The sequence below is a fragment of the Pseudofrankia coriaricola genome, assembly GCF_032027725.1.
Lineage (GTDB): Bacteria > Actinomycetota > Actinomycetes > Frankiales > Frankiaceae > Pseudofrankia.
This window is the reverse complement of the sequence record NZ_JASNFO010000095.1, coordinates 44,418-63,315: the sequence shown is the minus strand read 5'-3', so window position 1 is coordinate 63,315 and position 18,898 is coordinate 44,418. Positions and strand designations below refer to the sequence as shown.

Sequence of the window (18,898 nt, the reverse complement as noted above, 5' to 3'; positions counted from 1 at the left end):
CCGAACTTGCGAGTGCTCGAAGATCGCTACGCGCACAGCCTGGCACTTTGGCCTGTGTTGTCCGAAGTGTAGTCAGTAGGTTGCTTGATCGGGATCTTGCTGGATGGGATCATCGACTCGTGGCGAGGCAAACGGGTGCTATGCACGTGGACCGGATTGTCAGTCGGCAGACGAACGCGGCCGGCGAGCCGCGGGAGTACGTGTCGCATCTGGTGCGGCGTACCTTCCGGGAAGACGGAAAGGTCAAGAACGAGACCATTGCGAACGTCTCGCACCTTCCGCCGGCGGCCATCGACGTGCTCAGGAAAGCGCTCGCGGGCCGGACGCTGGTCGATGTCGAGAAAGATGTCGAGATCGCTCGGTCTCTTCAGCACGGCAATGTCGCCGCGGTCATGACGGTCGCCCGGCAGCTCGGCCTGCCGGCACTGCTGGGGCCGGCTGGGCGACAGCGGGATATCGCCCTAGCGCTGATTGTCGCCCGGATTATCCAGCCCGGTTCGAAGCTCGCCACCAGATCCTGGTGGTCCGACAACACGCTCGGCGCGGACCTGGGGATAGACACGGCGTCGACCGACGAGATCTATGCCGCCATGGACTGGCTGCTACACCGGCAGGACGACATCGAAAGGCAACTCGTGGGCCGGCATCTCGTCGACGGCGGCCAGGTTCTTTTCGACCTGTCGTCGTCCTGGATGGAAGGGCACTGCTGCCCGCTGGCGTCCCATGGCTATTCCCGTGACGGCCGTCGCGGGCTCGAGCAGATCGAGTACGGAGTCCTCACGGACGCCGACGGCCGGCCTGTCGCGATACGCGTCTTCCCCGGTAACACCGGCGACCCGTCCGCGTTCATCGAAGCCGTGCACGCCGTCCAGAAAACGTTCCACCTGAAGAGTGTGATCATGGTCGGCGATCGAGGGATGATCACGTCGGCGCGTATCAGGGCGCTCCGCGAGTCCGACGACCTGGGATGGATCACCGCCCTGCGCGCGCCCCAGATCGCCCAGCTCGCGGCCGTGGACGGCCCGCTGCAGCCGACCCTGTTCGACGAGACCAACCTCGCCGAGATCCGCCACCCGAAATTTCCCGGAGAGCGGCTGATCGCCTGCCGGAACCCTTTCCTGGCAGCCGAGCGTGCCCGCAAGCGTGACGAACTGCTCGATGCCACCGAAAAGGCGCTCGCCCCAGTCGTCGCCGCCGTCACGGAAGGCCGGATCGTCGGCGCCGCGGACATCGGCATGAAGATCGGGAAGATTGTCCACAGGCGGAAGATGGCGAAGCACCTCGAGATCACGATCACGGACGCCGATGTCACCATCGCCCGGCGGGAGGAGAGCATCGCCGCCGAGGCGGCGCTCGACGGCATCTACGTCGTCCGCGCCGAGGAGAAACACGCGAGCGGAATGCGCGGAGACGAGATCGTCACCGCGTACAAGAACCTCTCCCAGGTCGAACGAGTCTTCCGTACGATCAAGACGACCGACCTTCAGGTGCGACCGATCTACCACTACCTGGAAAACCGGGTCCGCGCACATCTCTTGATCTGCTCCCTCGCTGCCTACATCACCTGGCACCTGAGGAAACGGCTCGCCCCCCTCACCTTCACGGACGAGGAGCCGCCAGGCCGCACCGACCCGGTCGCGCCCGCTCTCCGTTCCGAGGCCGCCAACCGGAAATCCACACGCAAGGAACAGCCCGACGGAACGCCTCTTTACAGCTTCCAGGGCCTCCTCGCGCACCTGGCCACCCTGACCCGCGACGAGATCCGCATCAGCGGCGGCGGCAGCCTTCAGCTATACTCACGAACGCCACCGAAACCCAGAGAAAGGTCTTCCAGCTAATCGGCGCGCCTATCTCCAAGACCGTTGGTAGTCAGTAAGACGATCAATGGCTGCCGCGAACCCGCAAGTCACGAGCCCGCAGTGCGTCCTAGATCAAGTAAGTTCGGTCTAGTGAGGCGTCGTCTGCTGCGCGGGTTCCGGAGCAACCGTTGTGGGTGGCCGGGCGAGGAATCGTCGAGTTTCGGTGGAAACCGGTGCGGTCAGGAAGCCGGTGAAACCGTCGAGAGTTGTGGTGACGAACAGGCCGAACGGGATCACTTTCTGTCGTCTGTCGATGGCGCGTTCCCGTTCGGCCGCGGCGTTGAGGCTGAGATTCTGCACCTGTCCGACTCGGATTGTCAGCGCTGGTTCGCCGACATCCGGTAGTAGCCGCCGGACGTCGGCGAGGAACTCTTCCCGCGATTGGCGGATGTCGGGCTGAGTGGCGAAGAGCTGCCAGGAGTCCGCGCCTCGCTGTAGCTGTTCGACGAAGGAGACGTAGGAGTTGCCTGGTGATTCCGCGAGTTCGAGGACGGGCAGCAGGTGGGCTTCGAGGCGGGCGCGCAGGTCATCCGGGTCGACGCGTTCCTTCAACAGCGCGCGTCGTTCGAGGAGGTGCGGGAGGCGGTAGGCGAAGATTGCCTCTATCAGCCGGTCCTTGGTGCCGAAGTGGTAGTTGACGGCGGAGCTGTTCGCCGACCCCGCCGCGGTGCCGATCTGTCGCAGGGACACGCCGGCGATGCCGTTCTCGGCGAACAGCCGCTCGGCGGTGGTCAGGAGCTGCAGCGCCGTCGCGCTGAGCGGGGTGGTGGATGGGCCGGTCACGCCTTGCCCATGCGCCAGCGTTCAGCGGCGTCCTGGAGCGCCTCGCCCTTGGCGAAGCCGTAGTACGCGCTGAACTGCAGGCAGATCTCCTGCATCTCGTCGTAGGTCACGTCGCCAGACTCTAGAGCGGAGCCCACGTGTGAGAGGATCGGCGCGGGCGAGTCGGACAGCCCGACACACGGGATCGTCACAAGCCGCCGGTCTCTGCGTGACAGATCGGGCCGGCGCCACACGTGCCCGAAGACGAAGTTGAGGATGCCGGCATAGAAGTACGGGGAGTCCGACGGGGGTGCCGGCACGACGTTGACGTCGGCGAACTCGTGTTGACCGTCCAGAATCCGTTGCCCGGGATCGGCGGGACCGAGATCTTCCGGCGTTCGCGTCGGCCACGGCGGCGTCTGCTCGCCGCGCTCCGCGTGGATCCGGTGCCACTGCGTGCGGACCGTCATCTCCAGGTGCGAGGCCTTCGGCCATCCGCAGTAGACCGCGAAGTGCAGGGTCACCTCGTTCATCTGCTCGATCGTGAGGTCGCCGCTGCGAAGTGCCGCGTAGACATGGTCGTCGATCGGCTTGGGCGCGTCCGCCGCCGCGACGCAGGCAAGGGACACGAGCCTGCGGTCGCGGATGCTCAGGCCGGGACGGTTCCAGACGCGCCCGAAGAGGAACTCCCGGCTCGCGGCCTCGAACGGCGTCTCGACCGCCGGCGGCTCGACGGTCATGACGGTGCGGTAGAGCTCGTCGGGACTCATGGTCGGTCCTCTCGGTCGGTACGAACGACGTTCGCGCCGGCGCGAGCGGCGTCGGCCACCTGGAACAGACCAGGCGTGGTGGGGGTGACCAGGCGGGTGGGAACGGTGGCGTCGTTCGTGAGAAGCCGGGCGGGGCCGACGAGGCCGCCACGTGTCGAGACTGTCATGCGGTCTGCTCGGTGATGCGCGCCCGCAGGTAGGCCTCGATGTCCCCCGCCCGCTCGACGAGCTCGGCCTCGACGTCCGGCACGGTGGTGACGAGGAACCGGCCCAGCGTGACCGCGTCCGCGGTCAGCCCGGCGACCCGCTCCGCCGTCACGATCTCGTGCTCAGGAGCGCGGGGCCTGGTGGAGGTCTCCCCGTAGACCCGGAACTGCTCGGGCATGTTGGTGATCACCCCTGATGGGCAGAGGCAGGTGACACCCACCCCCCGCGGACCGAGATACAACGCGAGAGCCTCCGACACGCCGACGACCGCGTGCTTGCTCGCGACGTACGGCAGCCGGTCGAAGCCATAGGCGAGCAGGCCCGACGCCGACGCGGTGTTCACCACGTGGCCGCGGCCCTGCTCGATCAGCAGGGGCAGGAACACCCGGTTACCGCGGGCGATGCTCATCAGGTTGACGTCGAGCACACGCTCCCAGGCCTCGTCGGGTAGGGACTCCGGCGCGCCCATGGAGAGCACCCCGGCGTTGTTCATGACGAGGTCGACCCGCCCGAACCACGTCAGCGCGGTCTCGCGCAGTCTGACGAGATCGTCCTCGCTGGTGACGTCGGCACGGATGGCGACGGCCTCGCCGCCGGCGCCCTCGACCTCGGCGGCGACGGCCTCCGCGCGGTCGGCATCGAGGTCACTGATGGCGACACGGGCGCCACGGCGGGCGAACTCCAGCGCGCTCGCGCGGCCGATGCCGCTGCCGGCTCCGGTGAGGACGGCGGATGCGCCGGCCAACTTCAGCGGAATCGTCATGCGATGGCCACCGCTTTGGTGCGGACGAACTCGAGCAGGCCCTCGATGCCACCCTCGCGGCCGTAGCCGGAGATGCCCACCCCACCGAACGGCAGCTCACATCCCAGGACTGGCTGCGCACCGTTGACGTAGACGCCCCCGGCACGCAGCTGCGTCGTCAGGCGGCTGATCCGGCCGACGTCCTGGGTGTACACGTAGGAGGCGAGTCCGTAGTCGGTCGCGTTCGCGATCGCGACCGCCTGGTCCTCCGTGGCGAAGCGCATCAGGGAGAGCACAGGACCGAAGACCTCGACCTGACCGAGCTCGCTGGCCGGATCCACCTCACCGAAGACGGTCGGCTCGACGAAGAAGCCGCCAGCAAGGTCGCCTCCCGGGACACCCCCGCCGAGCAGGAGCTTGCCCGCGCCCCCCGACCGGGCGCGCTCGATCATCCCCACGATGCGTTCCTGCGCGGCCTTCGTGATCACGGGACTGATCGTCGTCGTTGGGTCGAACGGGTCGCCGCACCTCATCCCGCCCACCAGCGCGACGACCTTGTCGACGACCTGGTCGTAGATGTCCTCGTGCACGAGCATGCGGGTTGCGATCGCGCAGCCCTGGCCGGCGAGCGTGCCGTGGACGCTGTAGCTGTTGATCATCGCGGCGGCGTCGAGGTCGGCGTCCGGGAAGACGATGTTGGCGGACTTGCCGCCGAGCTCAAGGACGGCCGGCTTGAGCGATTCCGCGCAGGCCGCGAGGATCTTCCGGGCCGTGGCCGGACCGCCGGTGAAACTGATCTTCTGCACGAGCGGGTGGCGGACCAGCGCGTCGCCTGTCTCGGCGCCACCGAGCACCAGGTTGACGACACCCGCGGGGATGCCCGCCTCCCGGATCAGTGCCATGAGCCGCTCGCATGCGTACGGCGTGAGCTCCGACGGCTTGAGGACCACCGTGTTCCCGGCGGCCAGCGCGGGCGCAAGCTTCATGCCGACCGAGAACAGCGGACTGTTCCACGTCATGATGATCGCAACCACGCCATAAGGCTCGGGGACGGTGTACGCGAGCTCACGCGACTGTCCAGGGACCGAGGTCACCCGACCCTCGATCTTGTCCGCCCAGCCCGCGTAGTAGGCGGTGTACTGCGCCATGACACTGGCGGCGAGCTGGCCGGATCCGAGCGTCATGGCGTTGTCGAGCACCGCGAGCCGGGCCAGCTCGTCACCATCGCGCCTCATCAGCTCCGCGAGCCGCAGCAGGACGGCTGCCCGGTCCGCGGGCTTCCAGGCCCGCCACGCGCCGAGCGCGTCCCGCGCGGCGCCGACCGCGGCCTCGACGTCGTCGCGCCCCGCGAGCGGGACCGGCCCCTGGACCTCGCCCGTCGCCGGGAAGACGTGATCATGCACCCCACCCGTGCCGTGCGGGCGCGCTTCCTCTCCGATGTGCAGGTGCACCGCTGGGACCGCGCGATCGATCGTCATGCCGACCTCCTCCTGCCTGTCTAACGCAAGTGCATTTGAGATGACACTAGTTGACTTAACCCTGATGCGCATGCGTTAGTCGATGGCATGACTCCCACCGAGCTGTTCGACCTGACGGGCAAGGTCGCGATCATCACCGGGGGCGCCGGCGGCATCGGCGTCGTCTATGCCCGCGCGCTCTGTGAGGCCGGCGCGTCCGTCGTCGTCGCGGACCTCGACCTCGACGCGGCCACGTCGACCGCGAAGGCCCTGACCGACAGCGGATTCCGCGTCGCCGCCGCGCACGTCGACGTCACCTCGGCGCAGTCGGCTCAGGCGATGGCGACAGCCGCGGTCGAGGCCTTCGGCGGGATCGACATCCTCATCAACAACGCCGCGATCATGACCGACCTGCCCCCGTACGGCCTGTCGAACATGCCGGTCCCCGAGTGGGACCGCGTCGTGGACGTCAACCTGCGAGGACCGCTTCTGTGTACCCAGGCGGTGCTCGAATCGATGACAGTCCGCGGCGGGGGCCGGATCGTCAACGGCCTGTCCGCCGGTGCCTTCATAGCCGGCGGGATCTACAGCGTCACGAAGTACGCGCTGCACGGCCTCACCGTGAACCTCGCCTCCGAGCTCGGCTCGCGTGGGATCAACGTCAACGCGATCGCGCCCGGGCTCGTCGACAACGAGAGCGGGTACGTCAGCCTTCCGAAGGACTCACCCCTCCGGAAGGCTCTCTACTCGGGCATCCCCGGCAAGAAGTCCGGCCCGCCCGAGGACCTGATCGGCACCCTTCTCCTGCTGTGCTCGAAGGCCGGCGACTGGATCACCGGCCAGACCGTCCTGGTCGACGGCGGCTGGATTACCCGGCTCTGACCAAGAGGGCGTGCCCGCGTCCGTATCACCGCAGGGCCGCGCCGCAGAATGTCCTGGGAGGTTCGGCCGACGACGGCCGCGCGCCAGATCGTCCGCGGCGAACACCGTGGACCCGCCGGCGCCTCCCATTGATTGCGCTCTTGTTCGACAGGACAGTCGCCCGACGATTGGTTGGATATGACAGCAGAACTGGCACGGACGATCACAGCAGCCACTGACGGCGGTTTCGGTCTCGACCGGAACGCATGGGCGGCCGCCGGTGACGGACCCGGGAGCACCGCATGAAGATCGGATTCTTAGGCGTCGGAAGCATGGGCCGGCCCATGCTGGAGCAAGTTGTCAAGGCAGGCTTCCAGGCGTCGTTCTACGCCCGCCGGCCCGAGGTGGCGCGCGAGATCGAGACGTCGGGGGTGATCAGCGTACCGACGATTGCCGCGCTGGCGGCCACCAGCGACGTGGTCGTTGTGTGCGTCTTCTCCGACCAGCAGGTACGTGAGGTGTGCGGCGGCGACGAGGGGCTGCTCACCTCGATGCGTCCCGGCTCCGTCATAGTGATCCACACGACCTGTAGCCCCGACACCGCGCCCGCGCTCGCGGAAGCCGGGCGATCCCGTGATATCCGGATCCTCGACGCGGCCTTCAGCGGCGGTCCGGCGGACGCCGCGGCGAGCAGGGTGACGCTGCTGGTCGGCGGTGAGCCCCGCGTTCTGGAGGCGGTCCGGCCGGTGTTGGCCGCCTATGCCAGCCCGATCCTGCACATCGGAGGACTCGGTGACGGCCAACGGGTGAAGCTGGTCAACAACGCGCTGTTCGGGGCGAACGTCGGCCTGGTGGCGGAGGCGGAACGGGTGGCTCGGGAACTCGGGCTCGACCCGGCCAGAGCTCTCGACGCGATCAGCCACTGCAGCGGAAACAGCTACGCCCTCGGCACGGTGCGCGCCCTCGGCTCGTCGGCTCGCCTCCAGGAAGCGGCCGGCCGTTACATCACCAAGGACGTCGCGACCGCCAAGGCCCTCGCCGCCGCCGCGGGCACGCAGCTCGGGCTTCTGGCGACCGCCGCGGATGTCGGCCAGCGGCCTGTTCCACCCTCCGTGCAGGCGCTGTGGGACATCGAACAGATCAAGCAGCTCAAGGCACGGTACTTCCGCTACCTTGACCTGAAGGACTGGGACGCGTTCCGCGACCTGTTCACCGCGGACTGCAAGCACTACCTCCCGATCGAAGGGGAGAAGCGCTTCCAGCTCAACGAGGAGTACTTCGAATCCACTATCCCCATGCTGGACAACGGCGTGACGACCCATCACGGCCACATGCCAGAGATCACGTTGCTCGGCGACACCGAGGCCGAAGGCGTCTGGTCAATGTTCGACTACGTCCAGCTGGACGGACCTCAGGGCAGACTGAGCATCAAAGGCTACGGCCACTACATCGAGACGTACCGGAAATGCCCGGACGGGCAATGGCGGATCAGCTCCAAGCGCAACAATCGGCAACGCTTCGACCACAGCGCGGCGGATGGATGAAGCCCGGCCGTCACGGCTGTCGTGAGCGCCCCGACCATCTACTGGCACGTCGGTCGAAGGCAGCGACCGATAAGCCGCGGGCACGCGGACCTTGGCGCACGCGTCAGCTGTAGTCGACACGAAGCCGGTGCAGCCGCAGCGAACTGATCCGCCACTGGCCGTCCGAACCCTTGCGGTATTCCTCGTGATAGTGGCCGTAGCCCTTGAGCCGGATCGGCCGGTCCGGGCTGCCGAGCTGGACGTAGTCGAACATGGCCCAGATGCCGCGGGCGGTGTCCGACCCGGTGACGTCGATCTCCGGCATGTGGCCGTGATGGGTGGTGACCGCGTCGGTGAGCATCGGGACGATCGCGGCGAGGAACTCATCCCGGCTGGTGTAGGTGACATCCGGAACGTCCTGGACCCAGAGGTTGAGGTCCGGGGTGAAGACGTCGGCCCAGTCGTCCCACTTCTTGGTGTCCAGCAGCCGGAAGTAACGGGCCTTGAGCTGCTTGATCTTCTCGATCTCGACGAGGGTGCCGACGTCCACAGCTAACTCCTCCTGTAACTCCTCCTGGCTCACCGGGCCGGCGCCGTCACATCGTTCGAGCCGGCCATCCGGTCATACGCGGCGACGAACGCCTCCTGGCGCCGGACCAACGCATCCCGGTAGCCACCGTGTGTCACGATGTACGGCTCGTTGCGCGCGAGATCGTCCAGCAGGTTGCGGACCGCGAACTCCGGCGTGACGACGTTCGTCTTGTCGTCCATGTCGCGGCTGGCGAGCATCGCCGCGACGTCCTCGTTCCGCAGCAGGGACGGTCCCAGCTGTGCTGGTCGGGCCAGCCTGCTGCTTTCCAGGTGACGGGTGGACATGCCGGCCGGAAACAGGATCGACACCCCGATCCCCTCCTGCTCGAGTTCCATCCGCAGCGTCTCGCCGAAGCCGACCACCGCGTACTTGCTGGTGGTATAGGCGCCGAGGCGGACGCCGGGGTTGAGCACGCTGGAGGAAGCGGTGAGGACGATGTGGCGACGCCCGGAGCGGGCGCGCAGCAGCGGCAGGAAACTGGTCACGGTCGCGACCGTGCCCAGCACGTTCACCGACAGCACCCATTGCCAGTCCTGCGCGCTGAGATGGTCGATCGCGCCGAACTGCTGGACGCCGACGTTGGCGCACAACACGTCGCAGCCGCCGAAACGACGCTGGACCGCCTCCGCGGCAGCCTGCAGGGATGCCGGGTCGGCGAGGTCGACCCGACCCGACATGGCCTCGCCACCCAGCTCCCGGACCGCCTTGGCGGTCGCCTCGGCACCATCGGCGTCGATGTCCAGGCAGGCGACGGCATCTCCGGCCGCGGCGAACACACCAGCCATCGCCGCGCCAAGCCCCGACCCCGCCCCTGTGATGACGACAACCCGCACCCCGTCAGCCGCGTGGTCGGTCATATGCGTCCCACCCTCCAGTCGACGCCCCGGTGCACCCAGGGCCGTGGCGAGATCGGATATTACATACAAGTCCGTCCCGAGGACAGGTGGTCGGGCACCGACGCCCTGGGCCACGGCTGGTGCGTCCAGTCGGACATGATCGTGCAATGCGTGGCCGTGGTGGGGGCGGGGGCGGCGGTCGATCGATCCCGTCCGACCGGGCTACTCGCCGGAAGGATGTCCGGCTCGGCTCGGTGGGCAGGTGGGACCGGTCGCCTGGACCCGGTTGCGGCCGGCGCGTTTCGCGCGGTAGAGCTCCGCGTCGGCGGTCTCGACGAGGCTTTGGGCGAAGCTGTTCGGCGGCGGCACTGCCGCGGCCACGCCGACGCTGACCGTGACGATGTGGTTGGTCGCCAGCGGGTGTGGTTCGGCGAACGCGGCGATGGCGGCGCGGAGTCGTTCGGCGATGTGGTGTGCTGTCGTCGTGTCGGTGTCGGGCATGACGATCGCGAACTCTTCCCCTCCGTAGCGGGCGGCGAGGTCGGTGGTGCGAGTCTGGTCGGCGAGCGTGCCGGCGACGCGCCGGAGGCACTTGTCGCCGGCGGCATGTCCGTAGTGGTCGTTGTAGAGCTTGAAGTGGTCCACGTCGACCATCGCGATCGCGAGCGGCCGCCCGGAGCGCTGCGCGCGCTGCCACTCGCTGGTGAGGATCTCTTCGAGCTGGCGGCGGTTGGCCAGCCCGGTCAACGGGTCCGTGACGGACAGTTGCTTCAGGCGCCGGTTGGCGATGGCCAGTTGGCGGGTGCGTTCGGCGACCTTGTGTTCCAGGGACGCGTAGACCAGTGAGTTGTCGAGGGAGACAGCCAGCTGCCCGGCGATGAGCATGACGCCGTCGAGGCGATCGGTGGAGAACGCGTCGTACAGGAGCCGGTTCTCCAGGAGCAGGAGGGCACGCAGTGCCCCGCGGTTGAAGATGGGTACCGCCAGCAGGGAGCAGCAGCTGAGGTCGGCGAGGTACGGGTCACGGGCGAACCGGTCGTCGTGGGTGGCGTCGGTGACCACAAGGGATTCGTGGGTGCGTTCGACGTAGCGGACGACGGACAGCGGTACCAGGCGCCGCAGGCAGGGCTCGCCCAGCGCGATCATCTCATCGTCGCCGCCCACCGCCCCGGAACGGGTCGCGCGCGCGGAAGGCGACCACTGCCGCCGCTCCGCATTCCACAGCAACAGGTGGACGTCGGTGGCTCCGGTCATGGCGGACAGCACGTCGGCGACGCGGGTACGTAAGCCGTCGATGCTGGTCTCGGAGCTGAGTGCCTGGGAGGCGGCGAGGATGCCGAGCAGGTCGAGGGCGCCGGTCGGGATGCTGGATCGGCGGGTGCCCGCGTCGGCGGCGACCGGGACGTCCCCAAGGTTGGGCGGCGCCGCGGAGGCGGACCGCCGGGCCGGGTAGGCCCAGTCGAGTTGGCTCACTTTCGCGGTCGCGCCCCAGGCCTGGTAGGCGTCGCGGGCCTGGACGAGCAGCTCGCACCCCGCCTGTTCGATGCCGTAGGCCAGGTGGAACCGGGCGGCGCGTTCGAGGATGAACGCCTGATGCCAGGGGCGGCGCCGTGCGGACACCTCACGCCGGGCCGCGTCGAAAGCGCGGGCCGCGGTCAGGTGGTCCCCGGCGCTCCAGGCCCGCTCGGCTTCGACCAGGCGCAACAGGTGGCGGAAGTTCGCCGGGGCGTCCGCGGCGCGTAGCCGCAACCAGTCGGCCTCCGCGTCCAACGCGGCCAGCGGGCCGCCACGCTGGTCCGGCGCGGCTGCCCGAGCCTGACCGGCCAGCGCCATACCGCGTAGCAGATGAGCGAGCGCCGTCGGATACATCCCCTCGATGGTGGCAAGCGCCTCGGTCGCCGCCTGGCTCCGCCGCTCCAGTTCCAGCTGATCATCGAACACGGCCGCGGCCAGCGCACGGATGATGTGCGTCTGCGCCGCGTTCGGCGGGACGTTGCTGGTTGCCTCCACGAGAAGCGTTGCCTGGGCGTCCGTCCCGCCCTCGCCCCGCAGCTGATGGATCAGCCACCGGTAGGCCGAGAGAATCCCGAGGACGATCTCGTTGCCGGTGCGCACGGCGAACGCAAGGCCGGACTCGATCTCCTCGACCACGGTGTCCAGTTGCGGCGCGAACTCGAAGAGCTGCTGGACCACCGCGACGTAGGTGTAGCAGGCGTGCTGTAGGTCGCCGCCCCGGATCAGCCCCTCCCGGGCGGTCTGGGCGCGGCGCACCGTGTCCTCGAGCGGTGCGAACCAGGGTCCCGCGGCGAGCGCGTAAACGAAGCCAGCCTGTGACGCCTCCGGTTCGTGGTCGCGCGTCGCGCTTGCCGCCAGGACCTGCCCCAGCACCCTGGCTCCGGTGCCATAGTCGCCGCGCAGCGTGGCCGTGACGAAGACGAGGTCGCTGATGGGCTCGAGCAGGCTTCGGACGGGGCCGTGCTGGACCCACATCCGCACCGCTTCCAGGACCAGCCAGGCCATCGTGGCACGATCGCAGGTGAACGCGGCCGGCATCAGCCGGTTGATCAGCTTCATGGCGCCCAGCAGCGTCGGGTCGGTGATGTCCTGGCGGTTTACCTGTTCCGCGATGGATTCCCGCTCGAGCCATCGGCACAGCTCGTCCAGGCGGCGGTCGACGTCCGCGTCGATCGTCTCCGCCGTCGGCACGGCGATGCCCAGCTGCCGTAGCAGGCCGACGCCGAGGGCGACCGCCTCCCGGGGGCGGGGCTGGTTGGTCAGACTGCTCACCTGGACGAGCGTCGGGGCGATCCGCTGCGCCGGTTCCGTGCAGAGCCGGTCGATGGCCTGGTAGACCTCGTCCGCCTCGTCCAGCCGTCCCAGGTTGTAGAGCGCCGCCTGCCGGCCGGTGTACAGCTCGATCAGCGAGTCGGTATCGTCCGGATCGGTCAGCCGTACCGCCGCGCCGAGAAGCCGCTCCACCAGAGCGTGGTTGCTCACCAGCCCCGCCCGCTCGGCGGCGCCGCGGAGCAGGTCGACCACGCCGCGGCGCTCGACTGGGTCGCGTACCGCGTCGATCACCGGCAGGTACTGCTCGGCGGCGATCACGCGCAGCTCCGGGCGCGCGGCGAGCCGCCGAGCCAACCGCAACCGGAGCTCGTCCAGCCGCCCCGGCTTCACGCGACGCAGCAGGTCCTCACGGTTCCGGTCGTGACGGAAACACAGCGCGTGGTGGCCGTACGGACCCGGTTCCGCGACCAGGAGCCCGCCGTCCAGCGCGGGCAGGCACAGTTCCTCCAACTCGCCCGTGGACCGGCCGGTCGCCTCGCGCAGCAGATCGATCTCGACCCACCCTCCCAGACATGCCATCGCCTCCAGAAGAGCCCGGGTCGGCGCAGGCATCGCCTCGGCGCGCTCGGTGAGAAGCCCGGCGACATCCGCCTGGTCGAGCTGGCGCAGCGCCGCGCCGTCCCACGACCACCCGTGATCCGTCAGAGTCAGCGCGCCATCGACCCGCAGCGCATTGAGCAGCTCGACGGTCTCGTACGCGTTGCCCCCCGTCCGCGGCGCGATGAGTCCGGCCAGCTCGGCCGCCCTGGGCGGATCCAGGTGCAGCATCTCGCCGACCATGCCGGCGAGGCTCGTCGTGGGCAGATTGTCCAGTCGCAGGAAGTCCACTCCCTCCTGCCGCCGCCACCGGGCCAGCATCGGAGCGAGCGGATGGGTCGTGTCCACGTCGCCTTCCCGGTACACAGCGACCAACAGCAGGCCCTCCGCGGGCTCGTCGTCGCTGAACACCTCGTCGACGAAGCCCAGCGGTGCGCGGGGGGCCCACTGCAGGTCGTCAACGACGAACACCACCGGCCGTTTGCGGGACGCAATGACTCGCAGGATGTCCACCGCGTTCCGCTGTGCCCGGGCCTGCACCGTCTGCGGGTCGCCGACGTCTGGGGGAAGTTCGAGCAGCGCCGCCAACTCCGGCACGACCTCGCTCGCCAGGCCAGCATTGGGGCCGATCACCCGCAGGATCCGCTCCCGTAGGTCAGCCAGTTCCTTCTCGGGTTCGGCCAGCAGGAGCCGCCCGAGCGCTCGGAACGCCCGGTACACGCCGTCGGAGTCGGGGTCGCGACGGTACTGGTCGAACTTGCCCGAGACGAACCAGCCGTCGCTCCCCGTCACGATCGAGCGCAGCTCGTCTACAAGCGAGGTCTTGCCCACCCCGGGCGCCCCGGTGACCAGCAGACCGCGGCACCGCCTGGACAGCGCGAGCGTGAACGTGGAGTGCAGTGCGGCGATCTCCTCGTCCCGGCCGAACAGTCGCGACGGCGCCAGCAGCCGCGGGGGGAAATCGCGGGTACCAACCGAGAACGGCTCTACCGTGCCGTCCCGCAGCCGCCTCAGGTCATAGCTGAGCCCCGCGGCCGTCTGGTACCGATCGTCGGGCTCCTTCTCCAGCAGGTGCATGATGATGGCCGAGAGCGCTGCCGGCACGGCGGGGTTGACCTCGGCCGGCGCCGCCGGTACCCGGGCCAGGTGGTCGTGGATGAGGCGGAGCGGATCCCCGGAGCCGAAGGGCGGCGCGCCGGTGGCCAAGTGGTACAGGGTGGCGCCTAGCGCGTACAGGTCGGCCCGCTGGTCGACCAGGCGGGCGGTACGACCAGACTGCTCCGGCGCCAGATAGGGAAGCGTCCCGACGACTTCCCTGTGATGCGTGAATTCCGTGCGGATCTCCGCGAACGTCGTCGCCAACGCGAAATCGATCAGATACGGCGCACGCTCGGAACCTGTGACCAGGATGTTGGCGGGGTTGATGTCCCGGTGCACGACGCCGCGGCCGTGCATGCCATCCACCGCGCGGGCCAGCGGCAACGCGAGTCGGATCAGCTCCGTGGGGTCCAAGGGCGTCGGGATGTCCGCGAGCGCGACGCCGCCGACGTCCGTCAGCGGGATCGACCCCGGGTAGTGCACCTCCCGCGCCAGCTGCACGACACCGTCGACGCCGGACAAGCGGTCGAGGATCGCTGACTCCTGCCGTAGCCGCTGCCCAGCACCCGGCCCCACCGGCTCCTTCAGGATGAAGCCGCCGCCCGGCCCCGACAACCGACTGACCCGTGTGCGGGCGCTGTCATGAATACGCACAACCTGGACAGACTGCGCCGAAGTCCGTGACGTTCCGTCATCGACGCCCATCCGCTCCCTCCGGCACGATCAGACTCCAGCGCTGGCGGCACCTATCACAGTCTGCGCCTCAAGACCACATGTCGCCGCGCGAGACTTTCTGGTGGAGACGCCCGAGATAGCGGAGCATCAACCACAACCTGGGCGACCTCGCCCACGCCCGAGGGGACGACGAGGCTGCCGAGCCTGGGGCCGTTAGCCGGGCAGGAGCGGGACTGGCTGCCCATGGCCGGATCGAGCCGCTCTCCAGGCCTCCCACTATTGCATATTGGATACGTTTACTGGAGACTCGTGCGGATGCTGAACCGGCGCTGACGTCGGTGGCAGGTACCGATGGAGAAGCTCGGCGGGCGCGTCGCGGTCATGACTCGCGCCGCGAGCGGCAACGGCCTCGGCATGGTCGACACCTTCGGAGCGCCCGGGGTGAAGGTCGTCCTGGCTGACGTGCGGAAGGAACCGCGCCGGCGCGCGGCACGGGAGCCGGCGTCGACGCGAGCTTCGAGGACAGGAGTGGATGTGGCATTCGCCGACCTCGGTGATGTGCGGCTGTTCTTCACCGACGAGGGGACCGGCGGCCCGCCGATGCTCTTCGTGCACGGGTACACCTGTGATTCGCACGACTGGACCTGGCAACTGCCGCACTTCGCGGCCAGGCATCGGGTGATCGCCCTGGATCTCCGAGGGCATGGGCACTCCAGCACACCCGAGGGCGGCTATGAGCCACGGGTCTTCGCGGACGATGTGGCTCGCCTCCTCAAGCATCTCGGATGCTCGCCGGTTGTCGCCGTGGGCCACTCGATGGGCGCTCTCGTGGTCAGCGCCCTCGCCGTCGAACATCCGGAGATGGTCCAGGCGCTGGTCGCCGTCGATCCCGGCTATCTCGTCGCTGACGCAATCGTCGAAGGCATCCCCGCCCTCAGGGCCATCATGGATGCCAGCGATCCTGTGCCATTCGTCCAAGGCCTGTTGGGTACCAGCGATACCCCGGCGTCAGTTCCCGCGCTTCGCGCCTGGCACCTTCGCCGGGTCGCCGGCATGCCCAGCCACGTTCTCCGCGACACATTCACCGGCATGTTTGCCGGGTCCGAGGTGTCGTCGATGCGCTCCAGTGGGGAGCGCTACCTGCGACGGCGACGCTGTCCAGTGTTGTCGTTCTACGCCGACCCCTCCCGTGTGTCCGTGGAGACGACGCTGTTCGCCGATGCCAGCTCCAAGGCCGTCTCCTGGGAAGGATGTGGCCACTGGCTGCACCAGGAACGCCCCGCCGAGTTCAACGTGCTCGTGGACACCTGGCTAAAGTCCATCGCCTGATCCATGGGTGCCTGCCGGCGGGCGACCCGGCGGCCCAGCCCTGAAAAAGAAAAGGCCTCCCCGCCCCGTCGGCCATACGGCGATCATCCCACCACACACCGCGCCATCCACCCTTCCCCGCCCGAAAACGTGCCGGCGGGACAGCGCGATCCAGGATGCAGACCTCCAGAGGGCCGGGATTCGCGAATCGCTAACACGAAACGCGGACGGCGGACCATCGAGATCGACCTTCCAAGGCAGGAAGAGTCCCTCCGGCCGGAACGCGGGGCTCGGACCTCCTGCGTCGGCCTAACAGACGCGGGACAATTTTGATCGGCGCGACAGCGCCACCAGCGCCACCAGACAGAAAAGAACCATCACCGACCTCGCCCACGACACCACCGGGCGCTTTTACGGGCACAGCAAAACGCCACCCGGGCTTCACCCGAGCGGCATAACGACTTCCGAATCCACAAGTCGTCAAGCTCACGGTTCGAACTTGACGACTCTGGTGGAGCTGAGGGGATTCGAACCCCTGACCCTCACACTGCCAGTGTGATGCGCTACCAGACTGCGCCACAGCCCCATATTTCGATTTCCCTTTGCCGCTTCCCAAACACTACTACATGGTTCGCGGTTCCGGTTTGGTGCCTGTCTGTACCTCTTGCCCGGCCCGTCAAGCCGGTGGTCGAGAGTGTACAGGATCCGTGTCCGGGGCCACCGAGGCGTCCTCATCGGGCATCAGCGCCTGACTTGGGAGGACGGTCCCCACGGTCACGTTCAACGGGCCGGTGCCGACCTTATCAGGTCGAACGAGGCCGACATTGTGCTCCACCAGCCGGAACCGTCCGTGTTCGTGCCGCAGCAGCGACCAGCGGCAGTTGCGCAGCGGGCCGAAGTGCCACCAGGTCCGCGGCGGCAGGCCGAGCAGGTGCCCGATGAGCGACCGGGCCGTCCCGCCGTGCAGGACGAACACGACGAGGCTGTCAGGCTCGGCCGGCGGCCCGGCCGCGAGGATCTCGTCGAACAGCGCGCCGGCCCGGGCCGCGACCTCGACATAGGTCTCGCCGCCGCCCCGGCGGATGTCCTCACCGCGCCGCCAGGCGGCGTCCTCCTCCGGGAACAGCCGGCTCGCCTCAGCTGACGTCAGGCCCGACCAGGCGCCGAGGTCGATCTCGCGGAGCCGCGCGTCCGAGCGGTACGGCAGGCCGAACGCGGCCGCGGTCGCGCGGCACCGCATCAGATCGGACGACACGACCAGATCGGGACCCATCGCCCGGATCACCGGCCCCACGGCCGCCGCCTGGGCGCGCCCGACCGCGTCCAGCGGCGGGTCGGCCTGGCCCTGGAAGCGCCCGTTGTCGTTCCATTCCGTCCGGCCGTGCCGCAGAAGCAGCAGCCTCACCAGGAGCCGGCCGGGCGGTTCGCGTCGGACGCCGCCGGAACGGCCGAGGCGCCGGCGCCGGCACCGACCGTGGCCCTCGCCTTGTCCTTGTCCTCGAAGTCGACGCGCGGGCAGTCCTTCCACAGCCGCTCGAGGTCGTAGAACTCGCGCTCCTCGGCTCGCTGGATGTGCACGACTATCTCGGAGAAGTCCAGCAGTACCCAGCGGCCCTCGCGCTCGCCCTCGCGGCGCAGCGGCTTGACCCCGACGAGCCGCAGCTTCTCCTCCACCTCGTCGAGGACGGCCTTGACCTGCCGCTCGTTGTCGGCGGACGCGAGCACGAAGCAGTCCGTGAGGGCCAGCCGGTCGCTGACGTCGAGGATGACGAGGTCCTTCGCCAGCTTGTCGGCGGCGGCCTGGGCGGCGGTCAGAGCGAGCTCGACGGCCCGGGTGGAAGCGGTCACGCTGCGGGTTCTCCAAGGTGGTGAGCGGGCGGGTCCGGTCGGCTGGAGTCACGGCGGTCAGCCGGCCCGGGACGCCGGAGGTTGCCGGCCAAGTTACGGTAGCCGGCGCGGCACACGAGGTCACGGCGGTTTTCGCGTTGTTTGTCCAGCCGGTGACGGGCGTCACCACGAACAACAGACCAGGACAAGCTGACATTCCAGGCCCGGTCGGGCCACTGAAGCCGAATTCAACCTCACGTTCCGACCCCGCGCATCCGGCCGTCCAGCGATCCGGCCGGCATCAGCTGGCGGCGTGAGGCGCGGGGACGGTCCCGTCCCGGTGGGGGCGGTAGAGGCCGCGCTTGACGATGTAGCGGACGACGGCGTCCGGGGTCAGGTACCAGATCGGGGCGCCGCGGGCGACACGGTCGCGGATGTCGGACGACGAGATCGCCAGCGCAGGCACCTCCAGCAGGCTGACGGAGTTCGCCGGCAGGCTCGCGTCGAAGGCGAGGTGGTAGCCGGGCCTGGTCACGCCGACAAAGTGCGCGAGCAGGAACAGTTCGTGTACATCGCGCCAGGTGAGAATCTGCGCGAGAGCGTCCGCGCCGGTAATGAAGAACAGTTCGGCGTCCGGGTACACCGCACGCAGGTCGCGCAGGGTGTCGATCGTGTACGTCAGGCCGCCGCGGTCGACGTCGATCCTGCTGACTGTGAACTGCGGGTTCCCGGCGGTCGCGAGGAACGTCATGAGATAACGGTCCTCGGCCGCGGACACCTCCCGGTGGGCCTTCTGCCAGGGCTGGCCGCTGGGGACGAAGATCACCCCGTCGAGCGCGAACAACGCGGCGACCTCGCTCGCCGCGACCAGGTGCCCGTTGTGCACCGGGTCGAACGTCCCGCCCATCACGCCCAGCCGCCTGGCCGAGGACGCGGCCACGCTGGGCGTCATCCGACGCTCCGGAGCCGGCTGATCGGGAGAGGCACCCAAGCGGTC

At 68.8% G+C, this 18,898-nt stretch carries 15 protein-coding genes and 1 tRNA gene; 4 read left to right on the top strand and 12 right to left on the bottom strand.

Annotation, left to right across the window (positions count from 1 at the left end):
- Window positions 1-146: 146 nt before the first annotated feature.
- Window positions 147-1,838, top strand: a complete 1,692-nt coding sequence (locus QOZ89_RS38325) for an IS1634 family transposase (protein WP_312628936.1) — start codon at window positions 147-149, stop codon at window positions 1,836-1,838.
- Window positions 1,839-1,946: 108 nt separating this feature from the next.
- Here QOZ89_RS38325 and QOZ89_RS38320 read toward each other — a convergent pair whose 3' ends face one another.
- From QOZ89_RS38320 to QOZ89_RS38300, 5 genes are read right to left on the bottom strand one after another with little or no spacing between them, the layout of a single operon-like run.
- Complete coding sequence (locus QOZ89_RS38320) at window positions 1,947-2,642, bottom strand: TetR/AcrR family transcriptional regulator (protein ID WP_071047732.1); 696 nt, start codon at window positions 2,640-2,642, stop codon at window positions 1,947-1,949.
- On the bottom strand, window positions 2,639-3,391 hold the full coding sequence (locus tag QOZ89_RS38315; RefSeq protein ID WP_312628933.1) for a carboxymuconolactone decarboxylase family protein: 753 nt from the start codon (window positions 3,389-3,391) through the stop codon (window positions 2,639-2,641). The genes QOZ89_RS38320 and QOZ89_RS38315 overlap by 4 nt, the downstream gene beginning before the upstream one ends.
- Window positions 3,388-3,558, bottom strand: a complete 171-nt coding sequence (locus QOZ89_RS38310; RefSeq protein WP_157910449.1) for a hypothetical protein — start codon at window positions 3,556-3,558, stop codon at window positions 3,388-3,390. Before QOZ89_RS38310 ends, QOZ89_RS38315 begins: the two co-directional genes overlap by 4 nt.
- A complete protein-coding gene (locus tag QOZ89_RS38305; RefSeq protein ID WP_312628931.1) occupies window positions 3,555-4,361 on the bottom strand; it encodes an SDR family oxidoreductase in 807 nt (268 codons plus the stop codon). Before QOZ89_RS38305 ends, QOZ89_RS38310 begins: the two co-directional genes overlap by 4 nt.
- Complete coding sequence (locus tag QOZ89_RS38300) at window positions 4,358-5,818, bottom strand: aldehyde dehydrogenase family protein (RefSeq protein ID WP_312628929.1); 1,461 nt, start codon at window positions 5,816-5,818, stop codon at window positions 4,358-4,360. Before QOZ89_RS38300 ends, QOZ89_RS38305 begins: the two co-directional genes overlap by 4 nt.
- 87 nt (window positions 5,819-5,905) lie before the next feature.
- On the opposite strand from QOZ89_RS38300, the gene QOZ89_RS38295 reads away from it, so the two are divergent.
- Together QOZ89_RS38295 and QOZ89_RS38290 are read left to right on the top strand one after the other, a co-directional pair.
- On the top strand, window positions 5,906-6,679 hold the full coding sequence (locus QOZ89_RS38295; protein ID WP_071047728.1) for an SDR family oxidoreductase: 774 nt from the start codon (window positions 5,906-5,908) through the stop codon (window positions 6,677-6,679).
- Between the two features lie 281 nt (window positions 6,680-6,960).
- A complete protein-coding gene (locus QOZ89_RS38290; RefSeq protein ID WP_071047727.1) occupies window positions 6,961-8,202 on the top strand; it encodes an NAD(P)-binding domain-containing protein in 1,242 nt (413 codons plus the stop codon).
- Window positions 8,203-8,305: 103 nt separating this feature from the next.
- Here the strand turns inward: QOZ89_RS38290 and QOZ89_RS38285 are convergent, their stop codons facing one another.
- From QOZ89_RS38285 to QOZ89_RS38275, 3 genes are all read right to left on the bottom strand, one after another.
- Complete coding sequence (locus QOZ89_RS38285) at window positions 8,306-8,731, bottom strand: nuclear transport factor 2 family protein (protein WP_071047726.1); 426 nt, start codon at window positions 8,729-8,731, stop codon at window positions 8,306-8,308.
- Window positions 8,732-8,760: 29 nt separating this feature from the next.
- Window positions 8,761-9,630 (bottom strand): SDR family NAD(P)-dependent oxidoreductase, encoded by an 870-nt coding sequence (locus QOZ89_RS38280; RefSeq protein ID WP_071047725.1) that lies wholly within the window; start codon window positions 9,628-9,630, stop codon window positions 8,761-8,763.
- A gap of 201 nt (window positions 9,631-9,831) precedes the next feature.
- Window positions 9,832-14,706 carry a diguanylate cyclase gene (locus QOZ89_RS38275; RefSeq protein WP_491723691.1) on the bottom strand — a complete coding sequence of 1,625 codons (4,875 nt, stop codon included), beginning with the start codon at window positions 14,704-14,706 and terminating at the stop codon, window positions 9,832-9,834.
- Window positions 14,707-15,117: 411 nt separating this feature from the next.
- On the opposite strand from QOZ89_RS38275, the gene QOZ89_RS38270 reads away from it, so the two are divergent.
- On the top strand, window positions 15,118-16,095 hold the full coding sequence (locus tag QOZ89_RS38270) for an alpha/beta fold hydrolase (protein ID WP_241841590.1): 978 nt from the start codon (window positions 15,118-15,120) through the stop codon (window positions 16,093-16,095).
- A gap of 488 nt (window positions 16,096-16,583) precedes the next feature.
- Here the strand turns inward: QOZ89_RS38270 and QOZ89_RS38265 are convergent.
- The 4 genes from QOZ89_RS38265 to nadD form a co-directional block, all read right to left on the bottom strand.
- Window positions 16,584-16,660 (bottom strand) — tRNA-Ala (locus tag QOZ89_RS38265).
- Between the two features lie 90 nt (window positions 16,661-16,750).
- On the bottom strand, window positions 16,751-17,479 hold the full coding sequence (locus QOZ89_RS38260; protein ID WP_312628921.1) for a histidine phosphatase family protein: 729 nt from the start codon (window positions 17,477-17,479) through the stop codon (window positions 16,751-16,753).
- Window positions 17,476-17,922 (bottom strand): ribosome silencing factor, encoded by a 447-nt coding sequence (rsfS, locus tag QOZ89_RS38255; RefSeq protein ID WP_071048358.1) that lies wholly within the window; start codon window positions 17,920-17,922, stop codon window positions 17,476-17,478. Before rsfS ends, QOZ89_RS38260 begins: the two co-directional genes overlap by 4 nt.
- A gap of 280 nt (window positions 17,923-18,202) precedes the next feature.
- Window positions 18,203-18,853 (bottom strand): nicotinate-nucleotide adenylyltransferase, encoded by a 651-nt coding sequence (gene nadD / locus QOZ89_RS38250; protein ID WP_071048359.1) that lies wholly within the window; start codon window positions 18,851-18,853, stop codon window positions 18,203-18,205.
- Between the last annotated feature and the right edge of the window lie 45 nt (window positions 18,854-18,898).